The sequence below is a fragment of the Streptomyces olivaceus genome, from assembly GCF_000721235.1.
GTDB lineage: Bacteria > Actinomycetota > Actinomycetes > Streptomycetales > Streptomycetaceae > Streptomyces > Streptomyces olivaceus.
Genome location: NZ_JOFH01000027.1, coordinates 197,719 through 222,576, shown reverse-complemented (window position 1 = coordinate 222,576; position 24,858 = coordinate 197,719). Strand labels below are relative to the sequence as shown.

Genomic DNA, 24,858 nt, shown 5'->3' with positions numbered 1-24,858 from the left:
GCCCCGCACAGGCGTCCCGCGCACACGCGCACGCCGCCCCCGGTGTCCCGGGGGCGGCGTGCGGGGTCTCCTGAGCGCTATTTCAGGGCACCGGCCGTGAGCCCCTGGACCACCTGGCGCTGGAAGACGATGTACGCGGCCAGCACCGGCAGCATCGCCATCACCAGGCCCGCGAACAGGCCCGACCAGTCGCCCTTGTAGCCCTGGCTGACCGCGAGCTGCACCAGGCCCTGGGTGAGGACGTGTTTGTCGGGGTCCGTGTTCAGCACGGTGGGCAGCATGTACTGGTTCCACTGCCCCAGGAAGTTGAAGATCCCCACGCTGATCAGGCCGGGCTTGGCCATCGGCAGCATGACCTGGAAGAAGGTCCGGGTGTGCGAGGCGCCGTCCACGAAGGCGGCTTCGGCCACCGAACTCGGCAGGGAGCGGAAGAACCCGGTCAGGAAGAACACCGTGAAGGGCAGTGAGTAGGCGATGTAGACCAGGACCAACCCGGGGAGGGTGTTCAGCAGGCCCATGTTGTCCACGACGTAGAACAGCGGGACCAGCGCGAGCATGATCGGGAAACTCATGCCGGCGATGAACAAGTAATAGATGAACCGGTTGCCGGGGAACTCGAACCGGGCCAGGACGTAGGCCGCCATGGAGCCGAGGACCAGGGTGCCGACGAGCGAGAATCCCACCACCAGGACGGTGTTGAGGAAGTAGTCGCTCATGTGGGCCTGGGACCAGGCCCGCGACCAGTTGTCGAAGTTCAGTCTGTCGGGCAGCGACCAGGGCGAGCCGAAGATGGAGGCGTCGTCCTTGAAGGACGTCATCACCGCCCACACCAGCGGCAGGCCGACCATGATCGCCCAGATGACCAGGACGCCGTGGGAGAAGACGTTGAGGGCGGTGCCCTCCTTCTTCCCCTTCCGGGGCCCGTCGGACGGCGCCCCGCCCTTGTCGACGGGCGTGCCGGGCTCGGCCGGTACGGGGGCGGGGGTGTCGGTCGTCGTCATGTGATCAGTACTCCAGCCGCTCGCGCCGGCCCAGCCGCATCACGACGGCCGCGAAGGCCAGCGTGACGACGAGCAGGGCGACGCCGATGGTGGTGGCGTAGGCGGCCTGACCGTCCCGGAACGCCTTCTGGTACACGTACAGGACCATCACGGTGGTCGAGTAGTCGGGTCCGCCCGGCCCGGTCGTCATGATCTGCACGACCGCGAACGACTCGGCGCCGAGCGCGAGGATGCCCATGTAGACCCAGCCGGACTGCACGGTGTCCCACAGCAGCGGCAGGGTGACCTTGAAGAAGGTGGTGGAGCGGTTCGCCCCGTCCAGCAGCGCGGCCTCGTACAGCTCCGCCGGGATGGAGGCCATGCCCGCGGAGAAGAGGACGACGAAGAAGCCGACGGTGGACCAGACCAGCACCGCCATCACGCACCACAGGGCGATGTTCGGGTCGCCGAGCCACAGCGGCTGCACGGAGTCCAGGCCGATCCCGCGCAGCAGCGAGTTGATCGCTCCGCTGTCGGGGTTGTACGCGAACTGGAACAGCAGGGCGACGATCGCGATCGAGAGCACCTGCGGGAAGAAGTACACGATCTTGTAGAAGCCGGAGCCGCGGACGCCGGTGATCGCGGGCCCGCCTCGGCGGCGCCGTCCGCCCACGTTGATCATGAAGGCGAAGAAGAGCGCCAGGCCGAGGGTGACCAGCGGCACCAGCAGGGCGAACAGCACGCTGTGCTGCAGGGACTTCCAGAAGATGTCGTCGTCGAGCAGCCGCGAGTAGTTGTCGAAGCCGACCATCGAGAACTCGGGGCTCAGGCCCGTCCAGTCGGTGAACGAGTAGTAGATGGACTGGATGAACGGCCAGATGACGAAGAGCGCGTACAGCCCCAGGGGAACCGCCAGGAACCCCACGATGAACCGGTACTTGCCGTGCTGCATTGCTACCGACCCCGATCTGCGCGCGGGCGGCGCCGCCAGGGCCTGTCCGGCGCCGCGGCGGCGCCGGACAGGCCCTGGTGACGCGTCCTCACTGGTGCTTGTAGTGCTTGATCGACGAGTCCTTGGCGGCGTCGTCGGCGTAGCCCTGGATTTTCTTGATGGTCTCGGCCGGGGTGAGCCGGCCGGCCATCATCTCGCCCAGGCAGGCGACGCCGATCTTCTCCTTCTGGAGCTGCACGTACCAGTCCTGCATGCGCGGGTTGACCACGTTCTCGCCGGCCAGCTCCAGCGCCGCGACACCGGACTTGAGGCCCGGGGTCAGCTCGATGCCGTCGGTGCCGCCGTTGTAGGCGCTCAGGGACTTGACCTTGCCGGTGAAGTTCCTGGAGGAGGCCTCGCTGAGCATGATGCGCAGCTGCTCCATGCCGCCGGCGCCGTTGGCCGCCTTGGCGGGGACGATGAAGGGCTCGCCGCCGGAGGCCCACATGGTGCCGAACGGCATCTTGTCGGAGTCGTCGATGCCGGGCGGCGCGGAGACGGTGAGCTGGAAGTCGGCGGGGATGACCTTCGCCGACTCGTTCTCCACCCAGGAGCCGTTGGGGAGGAACAGGGCGTCGCCCTTGGCCCAGGCGGTCTGCGACTGGATGTGGTCCAGGCCCGGGGTGCCCTTGAGGACGTAGCCCTTCTTGAACAGCTCGTACCAGGCCTCGAAGACCGTCTTGACCGCCGGGTGCTTCCAGGCGTTCGGCTCCAGGTTGTCGATGGCGTCGATCACCTCGACGCCGCCGACCTTGGCGATCATCGGGGACATGGAGAAGGGGATGTAGTACGGGTACTTGCCCGCGTACGTCCAGCCGGCCATGCCCTTCTTCTTGGCCTTCGCGCAGACCGCGAGCATCTCGTCCCAGGTCTTCGGGTACTCCGCGTCGAGGGAGTCCAGCGCCTTCTGGGAGTACCAGTTGCCGTACACCGTGTAGGCGTAGTACAGGATCCAGACCGGGTCGCCGTCGAACTGGCCCATCTCCACGATGCCGGGGCGCAGGGTGTCGCGGACCTTCTTGGCGGGGTCGTCGTAGGACGGGGCGTCAAGGAGCGGGGTGAGGTCGGCGAGTTGCTTCTTGCCGACCAGGACGCCCATGTCCATCTGCTCGGCGCCGGAGTTGTCGACGAGGTCGGGCGGGTTGCCGCCGTTGAAACGCGGCTGCAGGGTCGACTGGATCTTCTGGGTGGCGGCGAACTTCACCTTGGCGCCGGGATAGGCCTTCTCGTACAGCTTCACGGCGTCCTCGGCGTACTCCTTGCCGAAGCCTCCGTCGAAGAGGACGAATTCCATCTGGGCGCTGTCATTGACGGCGAGCGGGTTCTTCTCGGACTTCTCGCCCGCCTCGGCCTTCTCCTGGGAGCCACCGCCGCCGCTGGCGCAGGCGGACAGAAAACCCATCGTGGGTACGGAGATCAGGCCGAGCGCGGCGGACCGCTTGATCAGATCGCGGCGGCCGACGCCCGTACCGTTGTTCTCGGCGGAAGTGGATCCCATGCTCAAGTCCTCGCCTTCTCCAGGACTCAGGCGGTGAACCGGATCCTGACCGGCACCGCGATCGGGTCGTGCTGGTTCGTGCAGGAAGTGCGGTACTGCCGTGCTGCCACTCGTGCTTCCACTGCTGTTCGGGCGCCCGGCGGGGGTCCCGTCGCGGTTTCCCCGGGTTCCCCCGGTGGCCGACAGGTATAGTCCACTTTCCGCCGACTGAGCAAGATCGAATGCAAGGTTGGCGGTACGTCTTTTCCGAGTTGAGACCTCCCGGAAATATGAGTGGCCGGTGCGCCGCATGCCGTAAGAATCCCTGGCATAACCCCCGAACGCCACATCCAACACCCTTGACATCACATGCCACTTGACCCCTACTGGTCCTTGCGCAGTTGAATTGACAACGTTGTCCCACGCGCTGGGAGGGTGGCCAGGACATGCAGTACAGAGTTCGGCACAGATGGGGTCCGGCGGTCGTCATGACGACCGCCTTCGCTTTGGCGGTGGGTTCTCAAGGGGCGGCGGTCGCACTGCCGAACGCACCCGCGAAGACCGACCGGGAGTTCACGTCGTCCTTCGAGGACGGCGACCCGGCCCCGGACTGGGTCAGCACCGTGGACACCGGCGCGGACGGCGGCAAGCGGTCCTCGGGCGTCGACGGCGGCTTCAGCACCGGCATACCCGGCAACGTCACCGAACACGTCACCCGCGTGCGCGCCAGCGCCGAGAACACCAACGGCGGGGAGGTGAAGGAGAACCTCGCCGACAACGAGCCGGGCACCAAGTGGCTGACCTTCGCGCCGACCGGCTGGGTCGAGTTCGACCTGGACGCGCCGACGAAGATCGTCAAGTACGCGCTCACCTCCGCCAACGACCACTCCGAACGCGACCCGCGCGACTGGACGTTGAAGGGCTCGACGGACGGCGAGAGCTGGCAGACGCTGGACACCCGCTCCGGCGAGACCTTCGGCGAACCGTTCACGACGAAGACCTACGACCTCGCCGAGACCGCCGAGTTCCAGCACTTCCGCCTGGAGTTCACCAAGAACAACGGGGCGGGCGACGCGCTCCAGCTCGGCGACGTCCAGTTCTCCACGGGCGACGCCGAGACCCCGGCGCCCGAGGACATGCTCGCCTTCGTCGACGAGGGCCCCACCAGCTCGCCCACCGCGAAGGCGAACGCGGGCTTCACCGGCACGCACGCGCTGCGCTACGCGGGCCGGCACACCGCGGACGGCCGGGCCTACTCGTACAACAAGGTCTTCGACGTCGACGTGAAGGTCGACCGGCGCACCGAGCTGTCGTACAAGATCTTCCCCGCGATGGCCGACCGCGACCTCGACTACGACGCCACGAACGTCTCCGTCGACCTCGCCTTCACCGACGGCACCTACCTGAGCGACCTCGAGGCCACCGACCAGCACGGGTTCCCGCTGACGCCGCGCGGCCAGGGCGACGCCAAGATCCTCTACGTCAACCAGTGGAACAGCGTCGAGTCGGGCATCGGCTCGGTCGCCGCCGGCAAGACCGTCGACCGGATCCTGGTGGCGTACGACTCCCCCAAGGGCCCGGCGAAGTTCCGCGGCTGGCTGGACGACGTGGAGATCAAGCGGGCGGAGCCCGAGCGCCCCGAGGCCCACCTGTCCGACTACGCGCTCACCACCCGCGGCACCAACTCCAGCGGCAGCTTCTCGCGCGGCAACAACTTCCCCGCGACCGCCGTGCCGCACGGCTTCAACTTCTGGACGCCGGTGACCAACGCCGGGACGACCAGCTGGCTGTACGACTACGCGAGCGGCAACAACGACGACAACCTGCCCACCCTGCAGGCGTTCGGCGCGAGTCACGAGCCGAGCCCGTGGATGGGCGACCGGCAGACCTTCCAGGTGATGCCGTCGGCCGCCTCCGGCACCCCCGACACGAGCCGGGACGCCCGCGAGCTGGCCTTCCGGCACGAGAACGAGACCGCCCGGCCGTACTACTACGGGGTGCGGTTCGAGAACGGCCTCAAGGCCGAGATGGCGCCGACCGACCACGCGGCGATGATGCGCTTCACCTACCCCGGTGACGACGCGAGCGTGATCTTCGACAACGTCGAGGACAAGGGCGGCCTGACCCTGGACAAGGAGAACGGCACCTTCAGCGGCTACTCGGACGTCAAGTCCGGCGGCTCCGCGGGCGCCACCCGGCTCTTCGTCTACGGCGAGTTCGACAGCAAGGTCACCGGCGGCGAGGACACCGGCGGCGTCAAGGGCCACCTGCGCTTCGACGCCGGCCGCGACCGCGCCGTGACGATGCGCATCGCCACCTCGCTGCTCGGCGTCGACCAGGCGAAGGACAACCTGCGCCAGGAGCTCCCGAAGCGCGCCTCCTTCGAGAAGGTCAAGCGCGACGCCCAGAAGCAGTGGGACACGATCCTCGGCAAGGTCGAGGTCGAGGGCGCCACGCGGGACCAGCTGACCACGCTGTACTCCAGCCTGTACCGGCTGTACCTGTACCCGAACTCGGGCCACGAGAAGGTCGACGGGAAGTACAAGTACGCCTCCCCGTTCTCCAAGGCGGTCAAGGAGAACACGCCGACCGAGACCGGCGCCAAGGTCGTGGACGGCAAGGTCTACGTCAACAACGGCTTCTGGGACACGTACCGGACCACCTGGCCCGCGTACTCCTTCCTCACCCCCTCCAAGGCCGGTGAGCTGGTCGACGGCTTCGTGCAGCACTACAAGGACGGCGGCTGGACCTCGCGCTGGTCCTCCCCGGGCTACGCGGACCTGATGACCGGCACCTCCTCGGACGTGGCCTTCGCGGACGCCTACGTCAAGGGCGTCGACTTCGACGCGAAGGCGGCGTACGACGCGGCCCTCAAGAACGCCACCGTGGTGCCGCCGTCCTCGGGCGTGGGCCGCAAGGGCATGGAGACCTCGCCGTTCCTCGGCTACACCGGCACCGAGACGCACGAGGGCCTGTCGTGGGCGCTGGAGGGCTACCTCAACGACTACGGCATCGCCAAGATGGGCGAGAAGCTCTACAAGGAGACCGGCGAGAAGCGGTACAAGGACGAGTCGGCGTACTTCCTCAACCGCGCCCAGGACTACGTCAACCTCTTCGACTCGAAGGCCGGCTTCTTCCAGGGCAAGGACACCAAGGGCAACTGGCGCGTCGACTCCGAGAAGTACGACCCGCGCGTGTGGGGCTACGACTACACGGAGACCAACGGCTGGGGCTACGCCTTCACCGCCCCGCAGGACAGCCGCGGCCTCGCCAACCTGTACGGCGGCCGGGACGGCCTCGGCGACAAGCTCGACAAGTACCTCTCCACCCCGGAGACGGCCTCCCCCGACCTGAAGGGCTCCTACGGCGGCGTCATCCACGAGATGACCGAGGCGCGGGACGTCCGCATGGGCATGTACGGGCACTCCAACCAGGTCGCCCACCACGCCCTGTACATGTACGACGCGGCCGGCCAGCCGTACAAGACGCAGAAGAACATCCGCGAGGTGCTCCAGCGGCTGTACACCGGCAGCGAGATCGGCCAGGGCTACCACGGTGACGAGGACAACGGCGAGCAGTCGGCCTGGTTCCTCTTCTCCTCGCTCGGCTTCTACCCGCTGGTGATGGGCAGTGGCGAGTACGCCGTCGGGTCCCCGCTGTTCACCAAGGCGACGGTCCACCTGGAGAACGGCCGCAAGCTGGTCGTCAAGGCGCCGAAGAACAGCACGAAGAACGTCTACGTGCAGGGCCTGAAGGTCAACGGCAAGCGCTGGACCTCCACTTCGCTACCCCACTCGCTGATCTCGAAGGGCGGCGTCCTGGAGTTCGACATGGGCGCGAAGCCGTCCTCGTGGGGCACCGGCGAGAACGCGGCGCCGCCGTCGATCACGAAGGACGACGAGGTGCCGACCCCGCGCGCCGACGCGGTCACGGGCGAGGGCGCGCTGTTCGACAACACGTCGGCCACCGACGCGACCGTGACGTCGGTGGACCTGCCGGTCGCGGACAAGGGCGCCAAGGCGCTCCAGTACACGCTGACCTCGTCGGCGGACCACACCAGGGCCCCGGCCGGCTGGAAGCTCCAGGGCTCGGCCGACGGCAAGACGTGGCGGACGCTGGACCGGCGCTCCGGCGAGTCCTTCGCCTGGGACCGCCAGACGCGGGCGTTCTCGGTGAAGTCACCGGGCACGTACGCGAAGTACCGCCTGGTCCTGGACGGCGAGCACACGCTGTCGGAGGTGGAGCTGCTGTCGTAGGCAGCCGACCCCTTCGGCACACGCTCGGCACACGGCGAGGGCCGCACCCCCCTTCGAAACAGGGGGTGCGGCCCTCGACCGTTGTGTACTGCTGCCGCCTACTTGCGGATCAGGCTGCGCAGCACGTACTGCAGGATGCCGCCGTTGCGGTAGTAGTCCGCCTCGCCGGGAGTGTCGATGCGGACGACCGCGTCGAACTCGACGCCCGTGTCAGTGGTGACCTTCACCGTGCGCGGGGTGGTGCCGTCGTTCAGCTCGGTGACGCCGGAGACGGAGAAGGTCTCCTCGCCGGTCAGGCCGAGGGACTCGGCGGTGCGGCCCTCCGGGAACTGGAGCGGCAGGACGCCCATGCCGATGAGGTTCGAGCGGTGGATGCGCTCGTAGGACTCGGCGACGACGGCCTTGACGCCGAGGAGCGCGGTGCCCTTGGCGGCCCAGTCGCGGGACGAGCCGGAGCCGTACTCCTTGCCGGCCAGGACGACGAGCGGGGTGCCCTGCTCGATGTAGTTGCGGGAGGCGTCGTAGATGAACGACACCGGCCCGTCGGCCTGCGTGAAGTCGCGGGTGTAGCCGCCCTCGGTGCCCGGCGCGATCTGGTTGCGCAGGCGGATGTTGGCGAAGGTGCCGCGGATCATGATCTCGTGGTTGCCGCGGCGCGAGCCGTAGCTGTTGAAGTCGCGGCGCTCGACGCCGTGCTCCGTGAGGTACTTGCCGGCCGGGGTGTCGGCCTTGATGGCACCGGCGGGCGAGATGTGGTCGGTGGTGACCGAGTCGCCCAGCTTGGCGAGCACCCGGGCGCCGGAGATGTCCTCGACCGGGGCCGGCTCCATGCCCATGCCCTCGAAGTACGGGGGCTTGCGCACGTAGGTGGACTCGGCGTCCCACTCGAAGGTGTCGCCGGTCGGGATGGACAGCGCCTGCCACTGGGCGTCGCCCGCGAAGACGTCGCTGTAGGACTTGGAGAACATGTCCTCGCCGATGGCGTTGGCGACGACGTCGTTCACCTCGGCCTCGGAGGGCCAGATGTCCTTGAGGAAGACCGGGTTGCCGTCCTGGTCGTGGCCCAGGGCGTCCTTGGTGACGTCGACCTTCATGGAGCCGGCGAGGGCGTAGGCGACGACCAGCGGCGGGGACGCCAGGTAGTTCATCTTGACGTCGGGGTTGATCCGGCCCTCGAAGTTGCGGTTGCCGGAGAGCACCGAGGTGACGGCGAGGTCGTGGTCGTTGACGGCCTTGGAGACCTCCTCCGGCAGCGGGCCGGAGTTGCCGATGCAGGTGGTGCAGCCGTAGCCGACGAGGTTGAAGCCGACCTTGTCGAGGTAGGGGGTCAGGCCCGCCTTCTCGAAGTAGTCGGTGACGACCTTGGAGCCCGGGGCGAGGGTGGTCTTGACCCACGGCTTGCGGGTCAGGCCCTTCTCGACCGCCTTCTTGGCGACCAGGGCGGCGGCGACCATGACGTACGGGTTGGAGGTGTTGGTGCAGGAGGTGATGGCCGCGACCGTCACCGCACCGTGGTCCAGCTCGTACGAGGTGCCGTCGGGGGCGGTCACGCGGACCGGGTTGGACGGGGCGCCGTTCGGGGTGACGGCCGGGGAGTCGGAGGCCGGGAAGGACTCCTTGCCCGCCTCGTCCACGACGTCCACGTAGTTGAGGACGTCGGTCTTGAACTGCTGGGCGGCGTTGGCCAGGACGATGCGGTCCTGCGGGCGCTTCGGGCCGGCGATGGAGGGGACGACCGTGGAGAGGTCCAGCTCCAGCTTCTCGGAGAAGTCCGGCTCGGCCTTCGGGTCCAGCCAGAGGCCCTGCTGCTTGGCGTACGCCTCGACCAGGGCGACCTGCTGGTCGCTGCGGCCGGTCAGGCGCATGTAGTTCAGCGTCTCGTCGTCGACCGGGAAGATCGCGGCGGTGGAGCCGAACTCCGGCGACATGTTGCCGATGGTGGCGCGGTTGGCGAGGCTGGTGGCGGCCACGCCCTCGCCGTAGAACTCGACGAACTTGCCGACGACGCCGTGCTTGCGCAGCATCTCGGTGATGGTCAGCACCAGGTCGGTGGCGGTGGTGCCGGGGGTCAGCTCGCCGGTCAGCTTGAAGCCGACGACGCGCGGGATGAGCATGGAGACCGGCTGGCCGAGCATCGCGGCCTCGGCCTCGATGCCGCCGACGCCCCAGCCGAGGACGCCGAGGCCGTTGACCATGGTGGTGTGCGAGTCGGTGCCGACCAGGGTGTCGGGGTAGGCCTTGCCGTCGCGGGTCATGACGACGCGGGCCAGGTGCTCGATGTTGACCTGGTGGACGATGCCGGTGCCGGGCGGGACGACCTTGAAGTCGTCGAAGGCGGTCTGGCCCCAGCGCAGGAACTGGTAGCGCTCCTTGTTGCGGCCGTACTCCAGGTCGACGTTCTGCTTGAACGCGTCGTTGGTGCCGAACTTGTCGGCGATGACGGAGTGGTCGATGACCATCTCGGCCGGGGAGAGCGGGTTGATCTTGTTGGCGTCGCCGCCGAGCTCCTTGACGGCCTCACGCATGGTGGCGAGGTCCACGACACAGGGCACGCCGGTGAAGTCCTGCATGATCACGCGGGCCGGCGTGAACTGGATCTCCTGCGACGGCTGGGCCTGCGAGTCCCAGCCCCCGAGGGCGCGGATGTGGTCGGCGGTGATGTTCGCGCCGTCCTCGGTACGGAGCAGGTTCTCCAGCAGGACCTTCAGGCTGTAGGGAAGGCGCGCGGAGCCCTCGACCTTGTCCAGCCGGAAGATCTCGTACGACTCGTCGCCCACCTGCAGCGTGCTGCGGGCGTCGAAGCTGTTCGCCGACACGACAGTCTCCTTCATTCATGTGCGCGTACCACCGCATCCTGCCGCCGCGCCGCCCTGGCGGATTCGCTGAGGTAAGGCTAAGTTAGGTAGCCCTTACCAGGGTGGCGGCTGAGGTACGCCTCGGCAGATATCTCGATGTCGAGATAACTCTAGTACATAGGGCCGGTCTGGTCATGCCCGGGCGCCATGTGGCGTGCGCCCCACCACAGCGCCGCATACGCTCCCGCGCCCCGTCCGGGTGACCCGTGCGGCCATCACTACGCCGAACCCGGGTATCCGATGCGTGCCGGGAAGCGTCGGCATCCCGGCACGACCCGGAAGGGGGGCACGATGCCACTCACGTTCCGCAAGAGTTTCCGGATCCTTCCCGTAGTGCGGCTGAACATCAACAAACACTCGTGGTCCATCACGACCGGAGGCCGGAACGGCCCGCGCCACACCCGCAGCAGCACCGGACGTCGTACGACATCGATGGATTCGCCGGGCCCCTTCGGCTGGCGCCGCACGACGACGAGCCGGCACCGCTGAGGCGCCGAGGCGCTGACGAGGGGGCTTTGACCCCGCGTCACCCGAACGGACCCCCCGGGAGGCGCGATCTCATATCTGAGATAACCTCAAGCTCATGGCAGACGACTACCTCGTACGCATCGGCAAGCTCATCCGTGACGCCCGGCAGCACCGCGGCTGGACGCAGTCACAGCTCGCGGAGGCGCTCAACACCAGCCAGAGCGCCGTCAACCGCATCGAGCGCGGCAACCAGAACATCAGCCTTGAGATGATCGCCCGTATCGGCGAAGCGCTGGACAGTGAGATCGTCTCGCTCGGCTACGCGGGTCCGATGCACCTGCGGGTGGTCGGCGGCCGGCGCCTCTCGGGCGCCATCGACGTCAAGACCAGCAAGAACGCCTGTGTGGCGCTGCTGTGCGCCTCACTCCTGAACAAGGGGCGCACGGTACTGCGCCGGGTCGCCCGCATCGAGGAGGTCTACCGCCTCCTGGAGGTGCTCAGCTCCATCGGGGTGCGCGCCCGCTGGATCAACGACGGCGTCGACCTGGAGATCGTGCCGCCGGCCGAGCTGGACATGGAGGCCATCGACGCCGAGGCGGCCGTGCGCACCCGCTCCATCATCATGTTCCTCGGTCCGCTGCTGCACCGTATGGACCGCTTCCGGCTGCCCTACGCCGGCGGCTGCGACCTCGGCACCCGCACCATCGAGCCGCACATGATCGCGCTGCGCCGCTTCGGCCTGGACGTCGCCGCGACCGAGGGCCACTACCACGCGGTGGTCGACCGCTCCGTCCGCCCGGGCCGCCCGATCGTGCTGACCGAGCGCGGCGACACGGTCACGGAGAACGCCCTGCTGGCCGCGGCCCGCCACGACGGCGTCACCGTCATCCGCAACGCCTCCTCGAACTACATGGTCCAGGACCTCTGCTTCTTCCTGGAGGCCCTCGGCGTCCGCGTCGAAGGCATCGGCACCACCACCCTCACCGTGCACGGCATGCCGGTCATCGACGCCGACGTGGACTACTCCCCCTCCGAGGACCCGGTCGAGGCGATGAGCCTGGTGGCGGCAGCCGTGGTCACGGAGTCCGAACTGACCGTCCGCCGGGTGCCGATCGAGTTCCTGGAGATCGAGCTGGCGGTCCTGGAGGAGATGGGCCTCGACCACGACCGCACGCCGGAGTACTTCGCCGACAACGGCCGCACCCGCCTGGTGGACCTCACCGTCCGCCCCTCCAAGCTCGAAGCCCCGATCGACAAGATCCACCCGATGCCCTTCCCGGGCCTGAACATCGACAACGTCCCCTTCTTCGCGGCCATCGCGGCCTCGGCCCAGGGCCAGACCCTCATCCACGACTGGGTCTACGACAACCGCGCCATCTACCTCACCGACCTCAACCGCCTCGGCGGCCGCCTCCAGCTCCTGGACCCCCACCGCGTCCTGGTCGAGGGCCCCACCCGCTGGCGCGCCGCCGAGATGATGTGCCCGCCGGCCCTGCGCCCCGCCGTGGTCGTCCTCCTGGCGATGATGGCCGCCGAGGGCACGTCGGTCCTGCGCAACGTCTACGTCATCAACCGCGGTTACGAGGACCTCGCGGAGCGGCTGAACTCGATCGGGGCGCAGATCGAGATCTTCCGGGACATCTGAGGGTTCTAGGAAAAACTAACGTGAATCCCCTTCTGACCTGCACGTATGCGAGCCAGGAGGGGATTCGGTTTCATCTGTGGGACTCCTCAGGGACTTTCGGGCCGAGCCCGGAGACTGCCGCTCCCAGGAGTTGAGGGACGGATTGCCCGTCCGGACGGGCGCCGACCTGAGCGACTCACGAAGGAGAACAGGCCGGGTCGGGTTCTCGACTCACCGCCTTGCTGTCACGCCCAAACACCCTCCACGCGCCGGTGCCCGTCCCGCCCACTGCGGAGGCAAGCTCGCGCATCATGCCCCTGACCGCTCCCCTACGGTCATAATGGAGGTATGCCCCCCACCCCACAGCGCCCCGCACCCGTGCCGAGCAGCCTCTCGGACGCGGCCGCTGAGGACCTCGCGTTGTACCGGGAGAAGTTTCGGCGGCGCCTGCCGGAGTCGCTGGACGAGTTGCAGGGCCCCACTCAGGGGATCGTGGAGCTTCCGCTGCACATGGCGTGGTCGGGAATGACCTCGTACGACCTGGGCAAGCCGCGCCAGCGTATGGGGCTGTACCGCACCGTCCTGCACGAGGGTCTGCACGACGACCTGCCCCACTACCTCAACCAGGGCCTGCTCCTCCAGCTGTGGCCAGTGCTGCGCACCCTCGTCGGCCGCAGCGTGCGCACCGTATGGGAAGACGCCTTCCCTAAGCTCGCCTCCCGCACCCGGGCCGCCGCGTGACGGACATGCCGGAGCTGCACACGCGGCTTCTGGCGGATGTGATCGCCCTCGGTTCCCCCCTATCCCCTGGTCCTCACCGGCGGATACGCCGTGCGAGCGCACCGCCTCGTCAGCCGCCCCAGCCATGACCTCGACCTCGCCACCGAGAACCCGGCACCCATGGCCGACATCGCCGCCACGCTCCGCGCCGGCCTGGAAGCCCGCGGCTGGAAGGTGCACGCCCTGGAAACCGCCCCGCTGTCCGCCCGCTTCACCGTGACCGACCCTGCCACCGGACACGAATGCGAAGTCGACATCCTCAAGGAGATCTTCTGGCGGCCAGTCGCACAGAGCCCCTACGGGCCCGTCCTCGCGGAGGAGGACGTGATCGGAACCAAGGTCCGCGCCCTCGCCGACCGCGGAGCGCCCCGCGACCTGATCGACGTGTTCGCGGCCTCACACCGCTGGTCCAATGCCGACCTCGAGGAGTTCGGCCGTCGCCACGCTCGTGGCCGCTTCGAGCGCGAGGACCTGCAATCCAACCTCACGGGCGCCGAGTGGACCGACGACGAAGCCTTCGCCGCCTATGGGCTCGAGGACGCCACGATCAACGCTCTCCGCTTCTGGGCCGTGGAGTGGGCCGACGACCTCGCGACCCGTCTCCTCGAAGAGGCCGATGACCCGGACATCGAGTAATCACGTCCGAATCGGCGGGACGCACGGGGGTGCGACCGCAGGCGGGGCCGGAGAGACGTGTCGTCCTCCGGCCCCGCCGCGTTGCCTGGGCCCCGCCGGCCTCCGCGCGGGACCGGTTGTCCCGGGGACTCAGGCGGTCGGTGGGTCCGCCGGTCAGTAGGCGGAGTCGACGTTGTCCATGGAGCCGTACTTGTCGGCCGCGTAGTTGCAGGCGGCGACGATGTTGGCGACCGGGTCGGTGATGGAGTCCTTCGTGCCCTTGACGTGGTAGGTGTCGAACGTCGGCTGGATCGTCTGGAGCAGGCCCTTCGAGGGGATGCCGTTCTGGGCGTTGACGTCCCAGTTGTTCTGCGCCTTCGGATTGCCGGACGACTCGCGCATGATGTTGCGGTGCAGGCCTTCGTAGGTGCCCGGGATGTTCTTGGCGTCCATGACGTCCAGGGCGGTGCGGATCCAGCCGTCGAGGTCGTCGCCGTGCTTCTTCTCGCCGGCCTTGACGATGGCCTTGATCTTGTCGGTCTGGGCCTGGGCCTGCGCGGTGGACGTCTTGGCCGGCTCGGCGCCGTGTGCCGGGCTCGGGGCGAGGGCGAGGGTGACGGCGGCGGCGCCCGCAGTGGCGAGGGAGGCCATGGCGGACTTGCGGAAGCCGGGGCGGCGCATGGTGGCGTGCACGGGTGTACCTCTCCATTCGGGAACGTGATGGGGAGGCCGACGGGGGGTCGGCGACGCGGTGTCCGCGTTGGACGCGGGCTTCGCGTCATCAGGGCCGGTGTCTGGATCGCGGACGGGCTCTTCCCGTCCGGTCCCGGCGCTCGGCTCCCCGGTACGCCGAACACACTGCGGAGTACTCCGGCGTCGCGACAAGTGTGTGACCTACTACGCCGCTTCGCAGACCGGCCGCGTGATGGCCTCGGACGGCCGGCCACCACACGGCGAGTGGCCGTCCGACGTCTACTAACCCGGGCCCGGTGTGACGTGAGTCCTGTGCGCGCCCTCACAGAACCGGCCACCCGACGGTCACCTCTCGTCACCCTGCGGAAACAGGTGCCTCACTCGACGAAACGGCGCAGTCACCTTTCGGGGTCGCCCTGAAGGCCGGCGTCCCGGTGCCGGGCGAGGTGGCGCACGAGGACGCGCGGGACGAGGTTGTGTCAGCCGGGCTGGGCGCGGAGCTCCGCGCCCAGCCGGGCCGGGGGACGCGCCTCAGCTGCTGCAGGGCCTGCATGTTCCCGTCCGGCAGACGCCCGGCCATCGGCTGGACCGGGTCCCAGGAACGGTGTCCCGCTATCCGAGAGCGTCACGGTGGGCATCGGTATCGGTCGCCGCCAGCACCGCGACCCGAGTCCGGGTGGGATCGAGCACGGCGAAAGCCAGATCCGAGGTGTCGTGGTGGAACCAGTCCGTGAACGCCATGAACCGCAGCCACCGGTAATCCGCCGCGTGCCGCACCGCTTTCAAGAGGGGTACATCGGTGGGCAACCCCATGAGTGCGTAGAAGCTCTCCCAGGCATACAGCCGCGCATACGCACCGCCCTGCCCATGGCCGTTCACTCCTCCGACGTACGAAGCCGAGAACAGTTCGTTGAGCACATCGTCGGGTGTCGTCACGCAGGCGAGCGCGCTCCCCCGGCGGCTGCCCTCACCCGCCAGACAGCGCAAGGACAGTTCCTTGATGAACGAGATGCCGAAGTCGTCGGGGCCGAGCGGGCTCGGCAGCGTGAAGAACCGTGCCTCGGGCTCACGGGCCCAGCCGCCGGCCGTGAACGGTCGGGCGGCCGCGTTCGCCCGACCGTCGTCCCGGGCGTCCCCGGCCCCGCAGCCTGCGACGGCGCCGCCGTCGGTCGAGGGGGCCTCCGGGAAACGCGACCGCAACTGCTTCGCGGACTTGACCGCCCCCAGCCCCCGGACACGAACGGCGAACCGGTGCTCGATGTCCAGCCGCGCCCCTGGCAGGCGGGCCAGCGGATGCCCCAGCTCACGCAGCTTCTCGGCGTACGCCTCCAGCGAGCGGCGACCTACACCCGAGCCGATCAGCGCCAGCTCTCCGAGAAGACAGGCCCGTAGCTCGACTGCCGGATCCGGAATCCCGTCCGGCATCTCACGGAACAGAGGTTCGATGTCACGCAGATGCTGGGACTTGACCACCTTGGCAGCTACGGAACGCAGCAGTCGATCGCCTTCGTCAGGAGGCATGGCCACTTCGGGCAGCAGCCGGCTCACGAGGTCCACAGCGAACGTCGCACTGTCCCGGGAACGCGTGTCGGCCAGAGTCTCGGCGATCTGCCCGACAGCTCGTGCCGCCGAGGCTTCAGGGGGGCCGTCGCCGTTCGTCGTGCGGCACAGCTTCTCCGCCGCTTCGTACATCTCCCTTGGTCCGAGCTCAGCCAGATGCTGCGACTCCGGCCCGGTCCGCTCCCCTTGCTGTCCGTCGGAAGCGCCGACGCCGGGTGTCTCTTCGTTGTGGCTCACGCCCCGAGTCTATGAGCTGGACATCAAGTAACTTTACTGAGGCGTACGTGCCTTGACTGGAGCCATGCGACGGGGGAAGAACATGGGCAACCGGCCAACGGACTGGCATGTCCTCGATTTGGACAAGGACCCGGCCCCCGGCGATCCGCAACGAGTGCGCAGGCTGGCTAAAGTCCTGCACGACTTCGCCGACGACGTGTCCGACGCCCTGCGCCTGGTCAAGAACATGGCAGGCGAGAGCACACTCGCGGAGTGGGCGGGCAAGTCGGCCACGGTCTTCAAGGAGGAGTTCTCGGGCGTCCCGAAGAACTTGAAGAAGCTAGAGAAGTCCTACGGGATGTGCGGTGACGCTCTCACGGACTTCTGGCCGAAGCTGGAGCGTGCCCAGGCTCTGGCGGACAGGGCGCTGGTGAAGGCGCGCGAGGCCCGTGCCGACCTCTCCTCGGCGCAGTCGACGCTCTCCTCTGCCGACTCCTGGGTGACCCGGGCGTCGAAGGAGGCAGACAAGTACAAGGACGACCCGACCGGCAGCAAGTCGGACTCCGACAAGCCGGACGAGGGGAAGGTGCGGGCAGCCACCCGGGACGTGCGGCATGCCAAGACGGCGCAGACGAACGCGCAGGCGGCCGTCAACGACGCACAGAGTGCCCTGGACGCGGCGAAGAAGATGGCCGAAGACGCCCGCACCATGCGCGAGGACGCCGCCCGCGAGACCAAGAACAAGATCGACGAAGCGTCCGACGCCGGCATCCAGAACCGGTCGTGGTGGGAGGACATCGGCGACTGGTTCACCGACAACTGGGACACCATCGTCGCGGTCTGCAAGGTCGTCGTGACAGTGGTCGGCGTTGTCGCAATGATCATCGGCGGACCGATCCTGGCCGCGATCGTCGTCGTTGCCGCCCTCGTCGTCCTCGCCGACACACTCAACAAATACCGCAAAGGCGAAGCGTCGCTGTGGGACGTGGGGTTCGCGGCCCTGGATTGCATACCGGGCGGCAAGGGCATCACGACGCTCGGCAAGCGACAGGAGCGAAAGCACTGGGCAAGGGTGGCCTCAAGGCGATGGCCAAAGGCCTGGGACGAGGCCTGCGCAAGGGAGCCGACGACGCGGTCGGCAAGAGCAAACCGGCCAAGGGGCGCTGCAAGAACGGCGACCCCATCGACATGGTCTCCGGCGAGATGCTCGTGGAGGAGACCGACGCCGAGCTTCCCGGGCTCCTCCCGCTCGTGCTGCGGCGTACGCACCTCTCGACGTACAACTGGGGTTCTTGGTTCGGCTCGTCCTGGGCCTCGACGTTCGACGAGCGCCTTGAGCTGGACGCGGAAGGCGTCGTCTTCGCCGCTGAGGACGGCATGATCCTCGTGTATCCCGTGCCCGTCCCCGGTACGTCGGTCACGCCGACGGAGGGCCCGCGCTGGCCGCTGGACTGGGACGGCTCTCCCGAGAGTCCCCTCCGCATCACCGACCCGGCCTCCGGACACACCCGCCACTTCGCCCCGCTCGCCGGGCCCGTCGCCGCGTACGAGGCGTTCACCCTTCCCCTGGCCGCCGTGACCGACCGCGGTGGACGGCGCATCGACATCGACCGGGACGACACCGGCGCCCCCGTCGCCGTCCGCGACTCCGGCGGCCGCCATGTGCACATCGACACCGAGGGCAACCGCATAGTCGGCCTGCGGCTGCGCGACGAGGAGGCGGGGCCGGACGGCACGACGCTGCGGCGCTACGGCTACAGCGCCGAGGGTCACCTGACGGAGATCTACAACTCCAGCGGTCTTCCCCTCAGGTACACCTACGACCTCCAGGGACGCATCACATCCTGGACCGACCGCAACGGCACCTGGTACCGCTTCACCTACGACGACCAGGACCGTTGCGTACGCGGTGAAGGCGCCGACGGGTTCCTGTCCTGCTCCGTCGCCTACGACCTGGAAGGTCGGGAGACCCGCTACACCGACTCGCTCGGCCACACCACGACCTACCGGTACAACGAACGCCGGCAGGTCGTCGGCCAGACCGACGCGCTCGGCAACACCACCCACGCCGAGTGGGACGCGTACAACCAGCTGCTCTCACGCACCAATCCGCTGGGCCACACATCCCGTTACAGCTACGACGAGCGTGGCAACCTCATCTCTGTGGTCCGTCCCGACGGCACGGTCACAACCTGTGAGTACGACCCCTCCGGCCGTCCCCTGTGGATCACGTTGCCGAACGGTGGCAGGCGAGGCTACGCGTACGACGAGCACGGCCACCCGGCGGCGACCGTCGACGCCGATGGTGCCGTCACCACCTACGCCCATGAACCCTCCGGTGGACTGCTCGGCGTGACCAACGCCCTCGGTGCGACCCACCGCGTCCACCCGGGGCCGCTCGGGCTGCCCGATTCCGTCACCGCGCCACTGGGCGGTACGTCGCGCGTCACCCGCGACGCCTTCGGCCGCATCGTGGGTACCGTCGACGCCGCCGGCGCGGCGACACGCACCACCTGGACGGTGGAGGGCTACCCCGCCGAGCGCGTCATGGCCGACGGCAGCGGCGAAAGCTGGTCCTACGACGGCGAGGGCAACATCCTCCGCTACACCGGCCTCGACGGCCGGAGCACGACCCACACCTTCACCCACTTCGACCGGATCCACTCCAGGACGGATGCGGACGGTTCGACGACGTGGTTCGCGTACGACACCGAACTGCGGCTCACGTCCGTGACGAGCGCGTCGGGTGCGGTGTGGTCGTACACCTACGACCCGGCGGGCCGCCTCGTCGGCGAAGTGGACTTCAACGGCCGCGCCGTCGCCTACACCTACGACGCCGCGGGCCGTCTGATCCGGCGCACCAACGGCGCCGGCGAGATCACCTCCTATGTGCGGGACACGTGCGGCCGGGTCGTGGAGCGACGGTCCGGCGAGGCGATCGCAACCTTCGCCTACGACTCCTCGGGCCGGCTCGTCACGGCGGTCACCCCCGAGACGACGCTCACGTTCGAGCGCGACGTGGTGGGCCGCGTCGTCTCCGAAGAGTGCAACGGCCGCGCGGTCCACACGTCGTACGACGCACTCGGCCGGCGGACGGAACGCCGGACTCCGTCGGGCGCCGTCAGCCATTGGGAATGGGACGCGAACAACCGGCCGACCCGGGTCCAGCTCGCCGACAGCTCGCTGTCCTTCGCCTACGGGACCTCGGGCCACGAGACCGAGCGGCGGCTCGGGGAGACGGCGGTGCTGACGCAGGAGTGGGACGCCGGCCACCGTTTGACGGAGCAGAGGGTCCTCGGCCGCATCGCCTCCGACACGGGTTCACCGGACGAGACCCTGTTGCACCGCTCGTACACGTACGGACCGGACGGCGGTCTGACCGCCGTCGAGGACCAGACCCACGGCACCCGCCGGTTCAGCCATGACCGTCTCGGCCGGGTAGAGACGGTTTCCGCCAGCGACTGGTCCGAGCGCTACGCCTTCGACGCGGCGGGCAACATGAGCCGGGCGGACGCACCGGAGGGCCCGCAAGGGGAGCGAATCCACGACGGAACGCTCATCCGCAGGGCCGGACACATCACCTACGTCCACGACGCACAGGGGCGCCTCGTGCGGCAGACGCGCAAGCTGCTGTCCGGGGGGACGCGGGAGTGGACCTACGTGTGGGACACCGAGGACCGGCTCACTCAGGTCACGACCCCGGACGGTCGTCGCTGGGCGTACGTCTACGACGGCCTCGGCCGCCGCGTCGCCAAGCGCCTGCTGTCCGACGGAGGTCTGCCGGTCGAGGAGACAGTCTTTACCTGGGACGGCTCCCACCTGGTGGAACAGCGCAGTTCCGCCGGCGGTCCCACCCGAAGCTGGGAATGGGCTCCCGGCACAGACCGTGTGCTGCTGCAGATCGACCAGGACGAGGTCGACCGCCGCTTCTACGCCATCGTCACCGACCTGGTGGGCACCCCCACCGAACTGGTCGACGAGGAGGGGCGGGTCGCCTGGCGGGCGCGCACGACGCTGTGGGGCACGCCGGTGGGCGGCTCAGAGGGGCCGGTCGGCTGTCCTCTGCGCTTCCCGGGCCAGTACCACGACCCGGAAACCGGATTCCATTACAACTTCCGGCGCTACTACGACCCCGAGAACGCCCGCTACATCAGCCCGGACCCTCTGGGCCTCGCTCCCGCGCCGAACCACCACGCCTACGTCCTCGACCCCCTTCGCTGGACCGACCCGTGGGGGCTGGTGAGCTGCGAGAGCAGCAGGCACGGCATCACGGAGCAACGGGAGACCCACATCGAGGGCCAGCACGGCCCCGGCGCCCAGGACCGCGTGCGGGAGAACGCCGACCCGACGGGGCCGGAACCCTCGCTGCCCGGTGAGTTCTACGAGGACTTCTTCTGGGAGGGCGACGACTTCGTCCTGGGCCGACGGCTCCGCGAGGGCGTCGACGGCACCCCCGCCACCCCCAACCCCCGCGCCAGAGCCGGACAGGACAGCCACCTGCACCGCTTCGAACACGGCGAGCCTGTGGGCATCAACGGCAGCGGACGGGAGACCAGGGACGTGGAAGTCGTCATCCGCGACGGCCATATCCATACGGCGTATCCGGTGTGAGAGACCGGCCTGACCGGCACGGAGTGGTCTAACCTCGATCTTTCTTGATGGGTCGCCGACGGAGTCGGCGGCCCATCTTGTTGCTGGTGGCGGAGGCTGGGCAGGTTGAGGGTCCGAGTGTCGTCTCGGGTGGACGCCGGGTTCCACTGCTCCGGTTGGAGGGTTCTTTCGTAGGGGCGGGTGGATTCGCTGGTCAGCCGGGGTTCGGTAGGAGTGCGAGTCGGTCGAGGGCGGCGGTGATGTGGCTGGTCCAGGGCCAGTGTCCGGCCAGTCGGATGATCCGCCGACGGCCGGTGGTGACGAGCTGTCCGGCCGTGGTGAACAGTCGGAGTCGCAGGCGGCGGGGTTCCCAGAGGCGGGCCTTTCCGGTCAGCGCGAGCATCGGCATCCAGGCCGGCAGGTCCAGTGCGATCTGCATGATCTCCAGCCAGATGCGGTTCTGGGCGGTGTCGTGCAGGGGAAGGTTCCGCAGGCCGGTGGCCCGGGCGGCCCGGATGCGGTCCTCGGCCCGGGCCCGCAGCCGGTGACGGAGCTCGAGCTCGGCGATTGGGCGCCCCGTGGTGTTGGTGGCAAAGCAGGTCAGCCTCATGCCGTCCGCATCCGTGAGCCGCAACTGGGCTCCTGGGTGCGGCCGTTCCTTCCTGACAATCAGCCGCATGCCCGTGGGCCGGCCGTCCAGGACGTCTCCGGTGAGCTCGGCGACCCAGGCACCGTCCCGGACCTCGCCGTCCGCCTCGACGGCCGCCGTCCAGGCCGAGGCGGGAACCTTGAGCACGTGCTGGTGGATCGCGTCGGTGATCACCATGCCGACGGAGTAGGACAGCCACCGTCCCCGCCGGGCGAGCCATGCGACGAAGTCGTGAGTGCCGCCCGCGGAATCGGTGCGGATCAGGGTCCGGCGCCCGCGCCGGTACTTCTTCGGCAGCTGGGCCAAGGCCAGTTGGGCGGCGGTGACGTGGTCGGCGGCGGTGTTCGAACCCGCGTTGCCCGGCCTGAGCAGGGCCACCACCGGCTCACCGGTGCCGCCCGGTCCGTGGTCCACGAACCCCATCAGCGGATGATGGCCGTAGGTCCGCTTCCAGGTCGGTGCGGCGTCCTCCTTGTCGGAGTGCGCGACAACCAGCACCCCGTCGAGGTCGACGGTCACCGTCCCGCCCGCATCAGGCGCATCCCGGCCGGCCAACCGCCAGGCCCGGTCGCGTGCTTCGGCCCGCGCGGCACGGATCGCCGCCCATGCTTCCTCGCCGGAGGCGGCGAGGGAGTTGACGAGGCGGGAGACCGTCGGGTCGGAGGCCACCGGCCCGAACACAGCCGGCTCGGCCCGCAGCATGGCGACATCCGCGAGGCAGTCCCCGCCCAACACGACCGCCAGGGCCACGTCCAGCAGGATCTTGCCTGGATCGTGCACCGCCCGGGCCTTCCGCCACGGCGTCAGCGCCGCTGATATCGCGGTGTCCAAGCCGGCCTTGCGGACGGTCTCGACCAGCAGCACGCCCCCGGCCTGCGAGACCACGCCCCCGGCCGCCGCCCTCGATACGGACACGCGGGTACGACCCGATACGCTTCTTCACCTGGAGAGTGTTTCTTCCCGTGCAGTCAACAGGACCCTAGACAAGTCCCATCGTTGCAGGTCAGGAGCACTCTCCGCTTATTTGATCAAACCTCGGACACCCCGCTTGGTGAAAGCGCGAGGCTAAGCAGGACTACCTCGACCTCCTGGCCCACCTGGAGGAGCCGGAGCGCACGCCACCCCCGGAGGGCTACCACGCTCCCTTCTACAAGGCCGACCGAGAGGCCGAGATGAGGGCCGCGCACACTCACTTCCAGGCCCGCCTGGACGCGGAGATCGCCGCCGGGCGCTGGACACCGCCCGTCCGCGAAGCCGTACAGGCGTAGTCGACGAGCCTCGCCGGACACAGGTCTGCCCCCTGGCGCCTTGCCAGGGGGCAGACCCTCGACGCTCTACCTGACGGCGAAGCCTACAAACGCTTTCCAGGCCACCTCGTCGACTGAAATGCCACGGCGGGCTATGTCCTTGGAGTCGCGCACGTGGATCGCCTGAGGACAGGCGGCCACCTCGACGCACTCGCCCCCGGCCCCACCGCTGTAGCTGCTCCTGAACCAGTGCAGTTCCACCGCCGCGCCCGTAGTTTTCACCTTCACACCTCTCCAAGCAGCTTTTCGACGAACGCCAGCGACTCGCGTGGGGTGAGAGCCTGCGCACGGACGATCCCGTAGCGCGACACGATTCCCTGGACCTCGCGCCGGTCGCTGACCATTGTGCTGCGTCCCTGGGCCTCCAGGTAAGCCACTTGATCGCCATCCGCACGCTGCAACACGGTGAACGGTCCGTCAACCCCGGCGTTGTCGTCCCGGTCCAGTGGCAGCACCTGAACTTCTACGTTCCGGAACTCGGCAACCAGCATCAGGTGCTCCAGTTGGCCGCGCATGACTCCCCAGCCACCAAGCGGCCTACGCAACACTGCCTCGTCCAGCACGAAGCTGAGCAGCGCCCCTGGCTTCCGATCGAAGATGTGCTGGCGAGTCAGACGCGCCGCCACCCTCTGTTCCACGGTTTCCTCGTCCAGCAATGGGCGCCACATGCCGAATACAGCCCGCATGTACTCCTCGGTCTGAAGCAGTCCAGGCACAGCTTGGGTCGCGTACACCCACACCTCGACCGCCTCAGCCTCCAACCTGGCCGCATCCCGAAAGAACGCGGGATACTGCGCTCGCGCAACCTCCTCCTTCATCTCCTGGAGGACCCCACCCGCGTCCAGCACCTCATCCGCCTGGTCGATGAACTTCGGCGGCGGCACCCGGCGCCCCTGCTCGTACGCGGCGATGGTCGACACGGAGTAACCGGTCGTCGAGCCGAACACGGCCCGCTCCAGCCCCGCTCGTACCCGGAACCGCTTCAACTGACGCCCGAAGACCCGCAAGATGCCGGAGCCCACCCCCGGCTCCCGCTCCTCCCCCTCCGCCCCGGACTCCTCCTCGGCCAATCCAGCCACCTCGCTCATGCTCCGCACCGCCTCCCCGGCCAACGCGCCCCCGCGCCGACCGTCACGCTCCGCCCCGCCTACACGCACCGACCCGTCACCTACAGCTACCGCGCGTGTGCACGTCGTGTCTCGTCACGGTAGAACCGGCACGTCAGCGTGGACCACATGAACAACGAAACTTCCCCCGCACCGGGGGCGGCGCCCTGCCCTGTCAGCCGCGAGTTCGCGATGCGGTTCACGTCGTCCACCCGCGGTGCACGCCTCGCCCGTCGCCTCGTCTCCCACCGGCTGGACTCCTGGGGCTACCCGTACACCGGCGACGCCAACGAGACGCTGTCGCTGATCACGTCGGAGCTGGCCGCCAACGCCGTACGGCACGGGCATGTCGCCGGGCGGGACTTCCACCTACGGCTGGCCGAGACCGCCGGCGGCCCGCGCACCCTGCGGGTCGAGGTCACCGACACCCGCACCGAACGCGTACCGCTGCTCACCATCCAGGAGCCGTCCGGCGAAGAGGAGTCAGGGCGGGGTCTGCTCATCGTCGCCCAACTGGCGACCCGTTGGGCCGTCGCTCCTCGCGCCGACGGGCCCGGCAAGACCGCCTGGGCGGAACTATGGCTGCCCGGGGAGGCCCCCGCTCCGTCTCCCATCGGTCACTTTCCCGCCAACGCCTGACGGGTTTCGGAAACACGGGCGCCCGCTGTCGAACCCGCCGACTATCGTCGTC

General features: G+C 68.7%; 14 protein-coding genes and 2 pseudogenes. 7 read left to right on the top strand and 9 right to left on the bottom strand.

From position 1 onward, the window contains the following. Positions 1-77 precede the first annotated feature (77 nt). The 3 genes from IG94_RS0127480 to ngcE form a co-directional block, all read right to left on the bottom strand. Positions 78-1,001: a carbohydrate ABC transporter permease gene (locus IG94_RS0127480; RefSeq protein ID WP_031042825.1), complete on the bottom strand. Its 924-nt coding sequence runs from the start codon at positions 999-1,001 to the stop codon at positions 78-80. A 4-nt stretch (positions 1,002-1,005) separates the two neighbouring features. Then, positions 1,006-1,932 carry a carbohydrate ABC transporter permease gene (locus IG94_RS0127475; RefSeq protein WP_031042823.1) on the bottom strand — a complete coding sequence of 309 codons (927 nt, stop codon included), beginning with the start codon at positions 1,930-1,932 and terminating at the stop codon, positions 1,006-1,008. Positions 1,933-2,020: 88 nt separating this feature from the next. Beyond that, complete coding sequence (ngcE, locus tag IG94_RS0127470; RefSeq protein ID WP_031042822.1) at positions 2,021-3,469, bottom strand: N-acetylglucosamine/diacetylchitobiose ABC transporter substrate-binding protein; 1,449 nt, start codon at positions 3,467-3,469, stop codon at positions 2,021-2,023. Positions 3,470-3,894: 425 nt separating this feature from the next. On the opposite strand from ngcE, the gene IG94_RS0127460 reads away from it, so the two are divergent. Next, positions 3,895-7,704: a GH92 family glycosyl hydrolase gene (locus IG94_RS0127460; protein WP_031042820.1), complete on the top strand. Its 3,810-nt coding sequence runs from the start codon at positions 3,895-3,897 to the stop codon at positions 7,702-7,704. Between the two features lie 98 nt (positions 7,705-7,802). Here the strand turns inward: IG94_RS0127460 and acnA are convergent, their stop codons facing one another. Then, on the bottom strand, positions 7,803-10,520 hold the full coding sequence (gene acnA, locus IG94_RS0127455; protein ID WP_031042818.1) for an aconitate hydratase AcnA: 2,718 nt from the start codon (positions 10,518-10,520) through the stop codon (positions 7,803-7,805). Between the two features lie 330 nt (positions 10,521-10,850). On the opposite strand from acnA, the gene IG94_RS40815 reads away from it, so the two are divergent. The 4 genes and pseudogenes from IG94_RS40815 to IG94_RS38890 all read left to right on the top strand — a co-directional run bounded on the left by IG94_RS40815 (position 10,851) and on the right by IG94_RS38890 (position 14,067). After that, positions 10,851-11,048, top strand: coding sequence for a DUF4236 domain-containing protein (locus IG94_RS40815; protein ID WP_078892443.1), 198 nt, complete (start codon positions 10,851-10,853; stop codon positions 11,046-11,048). Positions 11,049-11,142: 94 nt separating this feature from the next. Further along, the gene (locus tag IG94_RS0127450) at positions 11,143-12,672 is read left to right on the top strand and encodes a helix-turn-helix domain-containing protein (protein WP_031042816.1); all 1,530 of its coding nucleotides are present in this window, start codon (positions 11,143-11,145) and stop codon (positions 12,670-12,672) included. Positions 12,673-12,999: 327 nt separating this feature from the next. Then, a complete protein-coding gene (locus IG94_RS0127445) occupies positions 13,000-13,392 on the top strand; it encodes a hypothetical protein (RefSeq protein ID WP_031042813.1) in 393 nt (130 codons plus the stop codon). Between the two features lie 5 nt (positions 13,393-13,397). Further along, positions 13,398-14,067 (top strand): annotated as a pseudogene (locus IG94_RS38890) (nucleotidyl transferase AbiEii/AbiGii toxin family protein). A 153-nt stretch (positions 14,068-14,220) separates the two neighbouring features. Here IG94_RS38890 and IG94_RS0127435 read toward each other — a convergent pair. Continuing rightward, complete coding sequence (locus IG94_RS0127435; protein WP_031042810.1) at positions 14,221-14,739, bottom strand: transglycosylase SLT domain-containing protein; 519 nt, start codon at positions 14,737-14,739, stop codon at positions 14,221-14,223. A 612-nt stretch (positions 14,740-15,351) separates the two neighbouring features. Beyond that, positions 15,352-16,536, bottom strand: coding sequence for a DUF6183 family protein (locus tag IG94_RS0127425; RefSeq protein ID WP_031042807.1), 1,185 nt, complete (start codon positions 16,534-16,536; stop codon positions 15,352-15,354). A gap of 1,065 nt (positions 16,537-17,601) precedes the next feature. Between IG94_RS0127425 and IG94_RS0127415 the strand changes: the two genes are divergently transcribed. Next, a complete protein-coding gene (locus tag IG94_RS0127415) occupies positions 17,602-21,126 on the top strand; it encodes a DUF6531 domain-containing protein (RefSeq protein ID WP_052410880.1) in 3,525 nt (1,174 codons plus the stop codon). Between the two features lie 193 nt (positions 21,127-21,319). On the opposite strand, the pseudogene IG94_RS38885 reads toward IG94_RS0127415, so the two are convergent. From IG94_RS38885 to IG94_RS0127395, 3 genes and pseudogenes are all read right to left on the bottom strand, one after another. Next, a pseudogene (locus tag IG94_RS38885) lies at positions 21,320-22,697 on the bottom strand (IS1380 family transposase). 391 nt (positions 22,698-23,088) lie between these two features. Next, positions 23,089-23,283, bottom strand: a complete 195-nt coding sequence (locus IG94_RS0127400) for a DUF397 domain-containing protein (RefSeq protein ID WP_031042789.1) — start codon at positions 23,281-23,283, stop codon at positions 23,089-23,091. 2 nt (positions 23,284-23,285) lie between these two features. Then, positions 23,286-24,149: a helix-turn-helix domain-containing protein gene (locus IG94_RS0127395; protein ID WP_031042788.1), complete on the bottom strand. Its 864-nt coding sequence runs from the start codon at positions 24,147-24,149 to the stop codon at positions 23,286-23,288. Positions 24,150-24,287: 138 nt separating this feature from the next. Here IG94_RS0127395 and IG94_RS0127390 point away from each other — a divergent pair, with 138 nt between their 5' ends. Beyond that, positions 24,288-24,806 (top strand): ATP-binding protein, encoded by a 519-nt coding sequence (locus IG94_RS0127390; protein ID WP_372458717.1) that lies wholly within the window; start codon positions 24,288-24,290, stop codon positions 24,804-24,806. Positions 24,807-24,858: the final 52 nt, after the last annotated feature.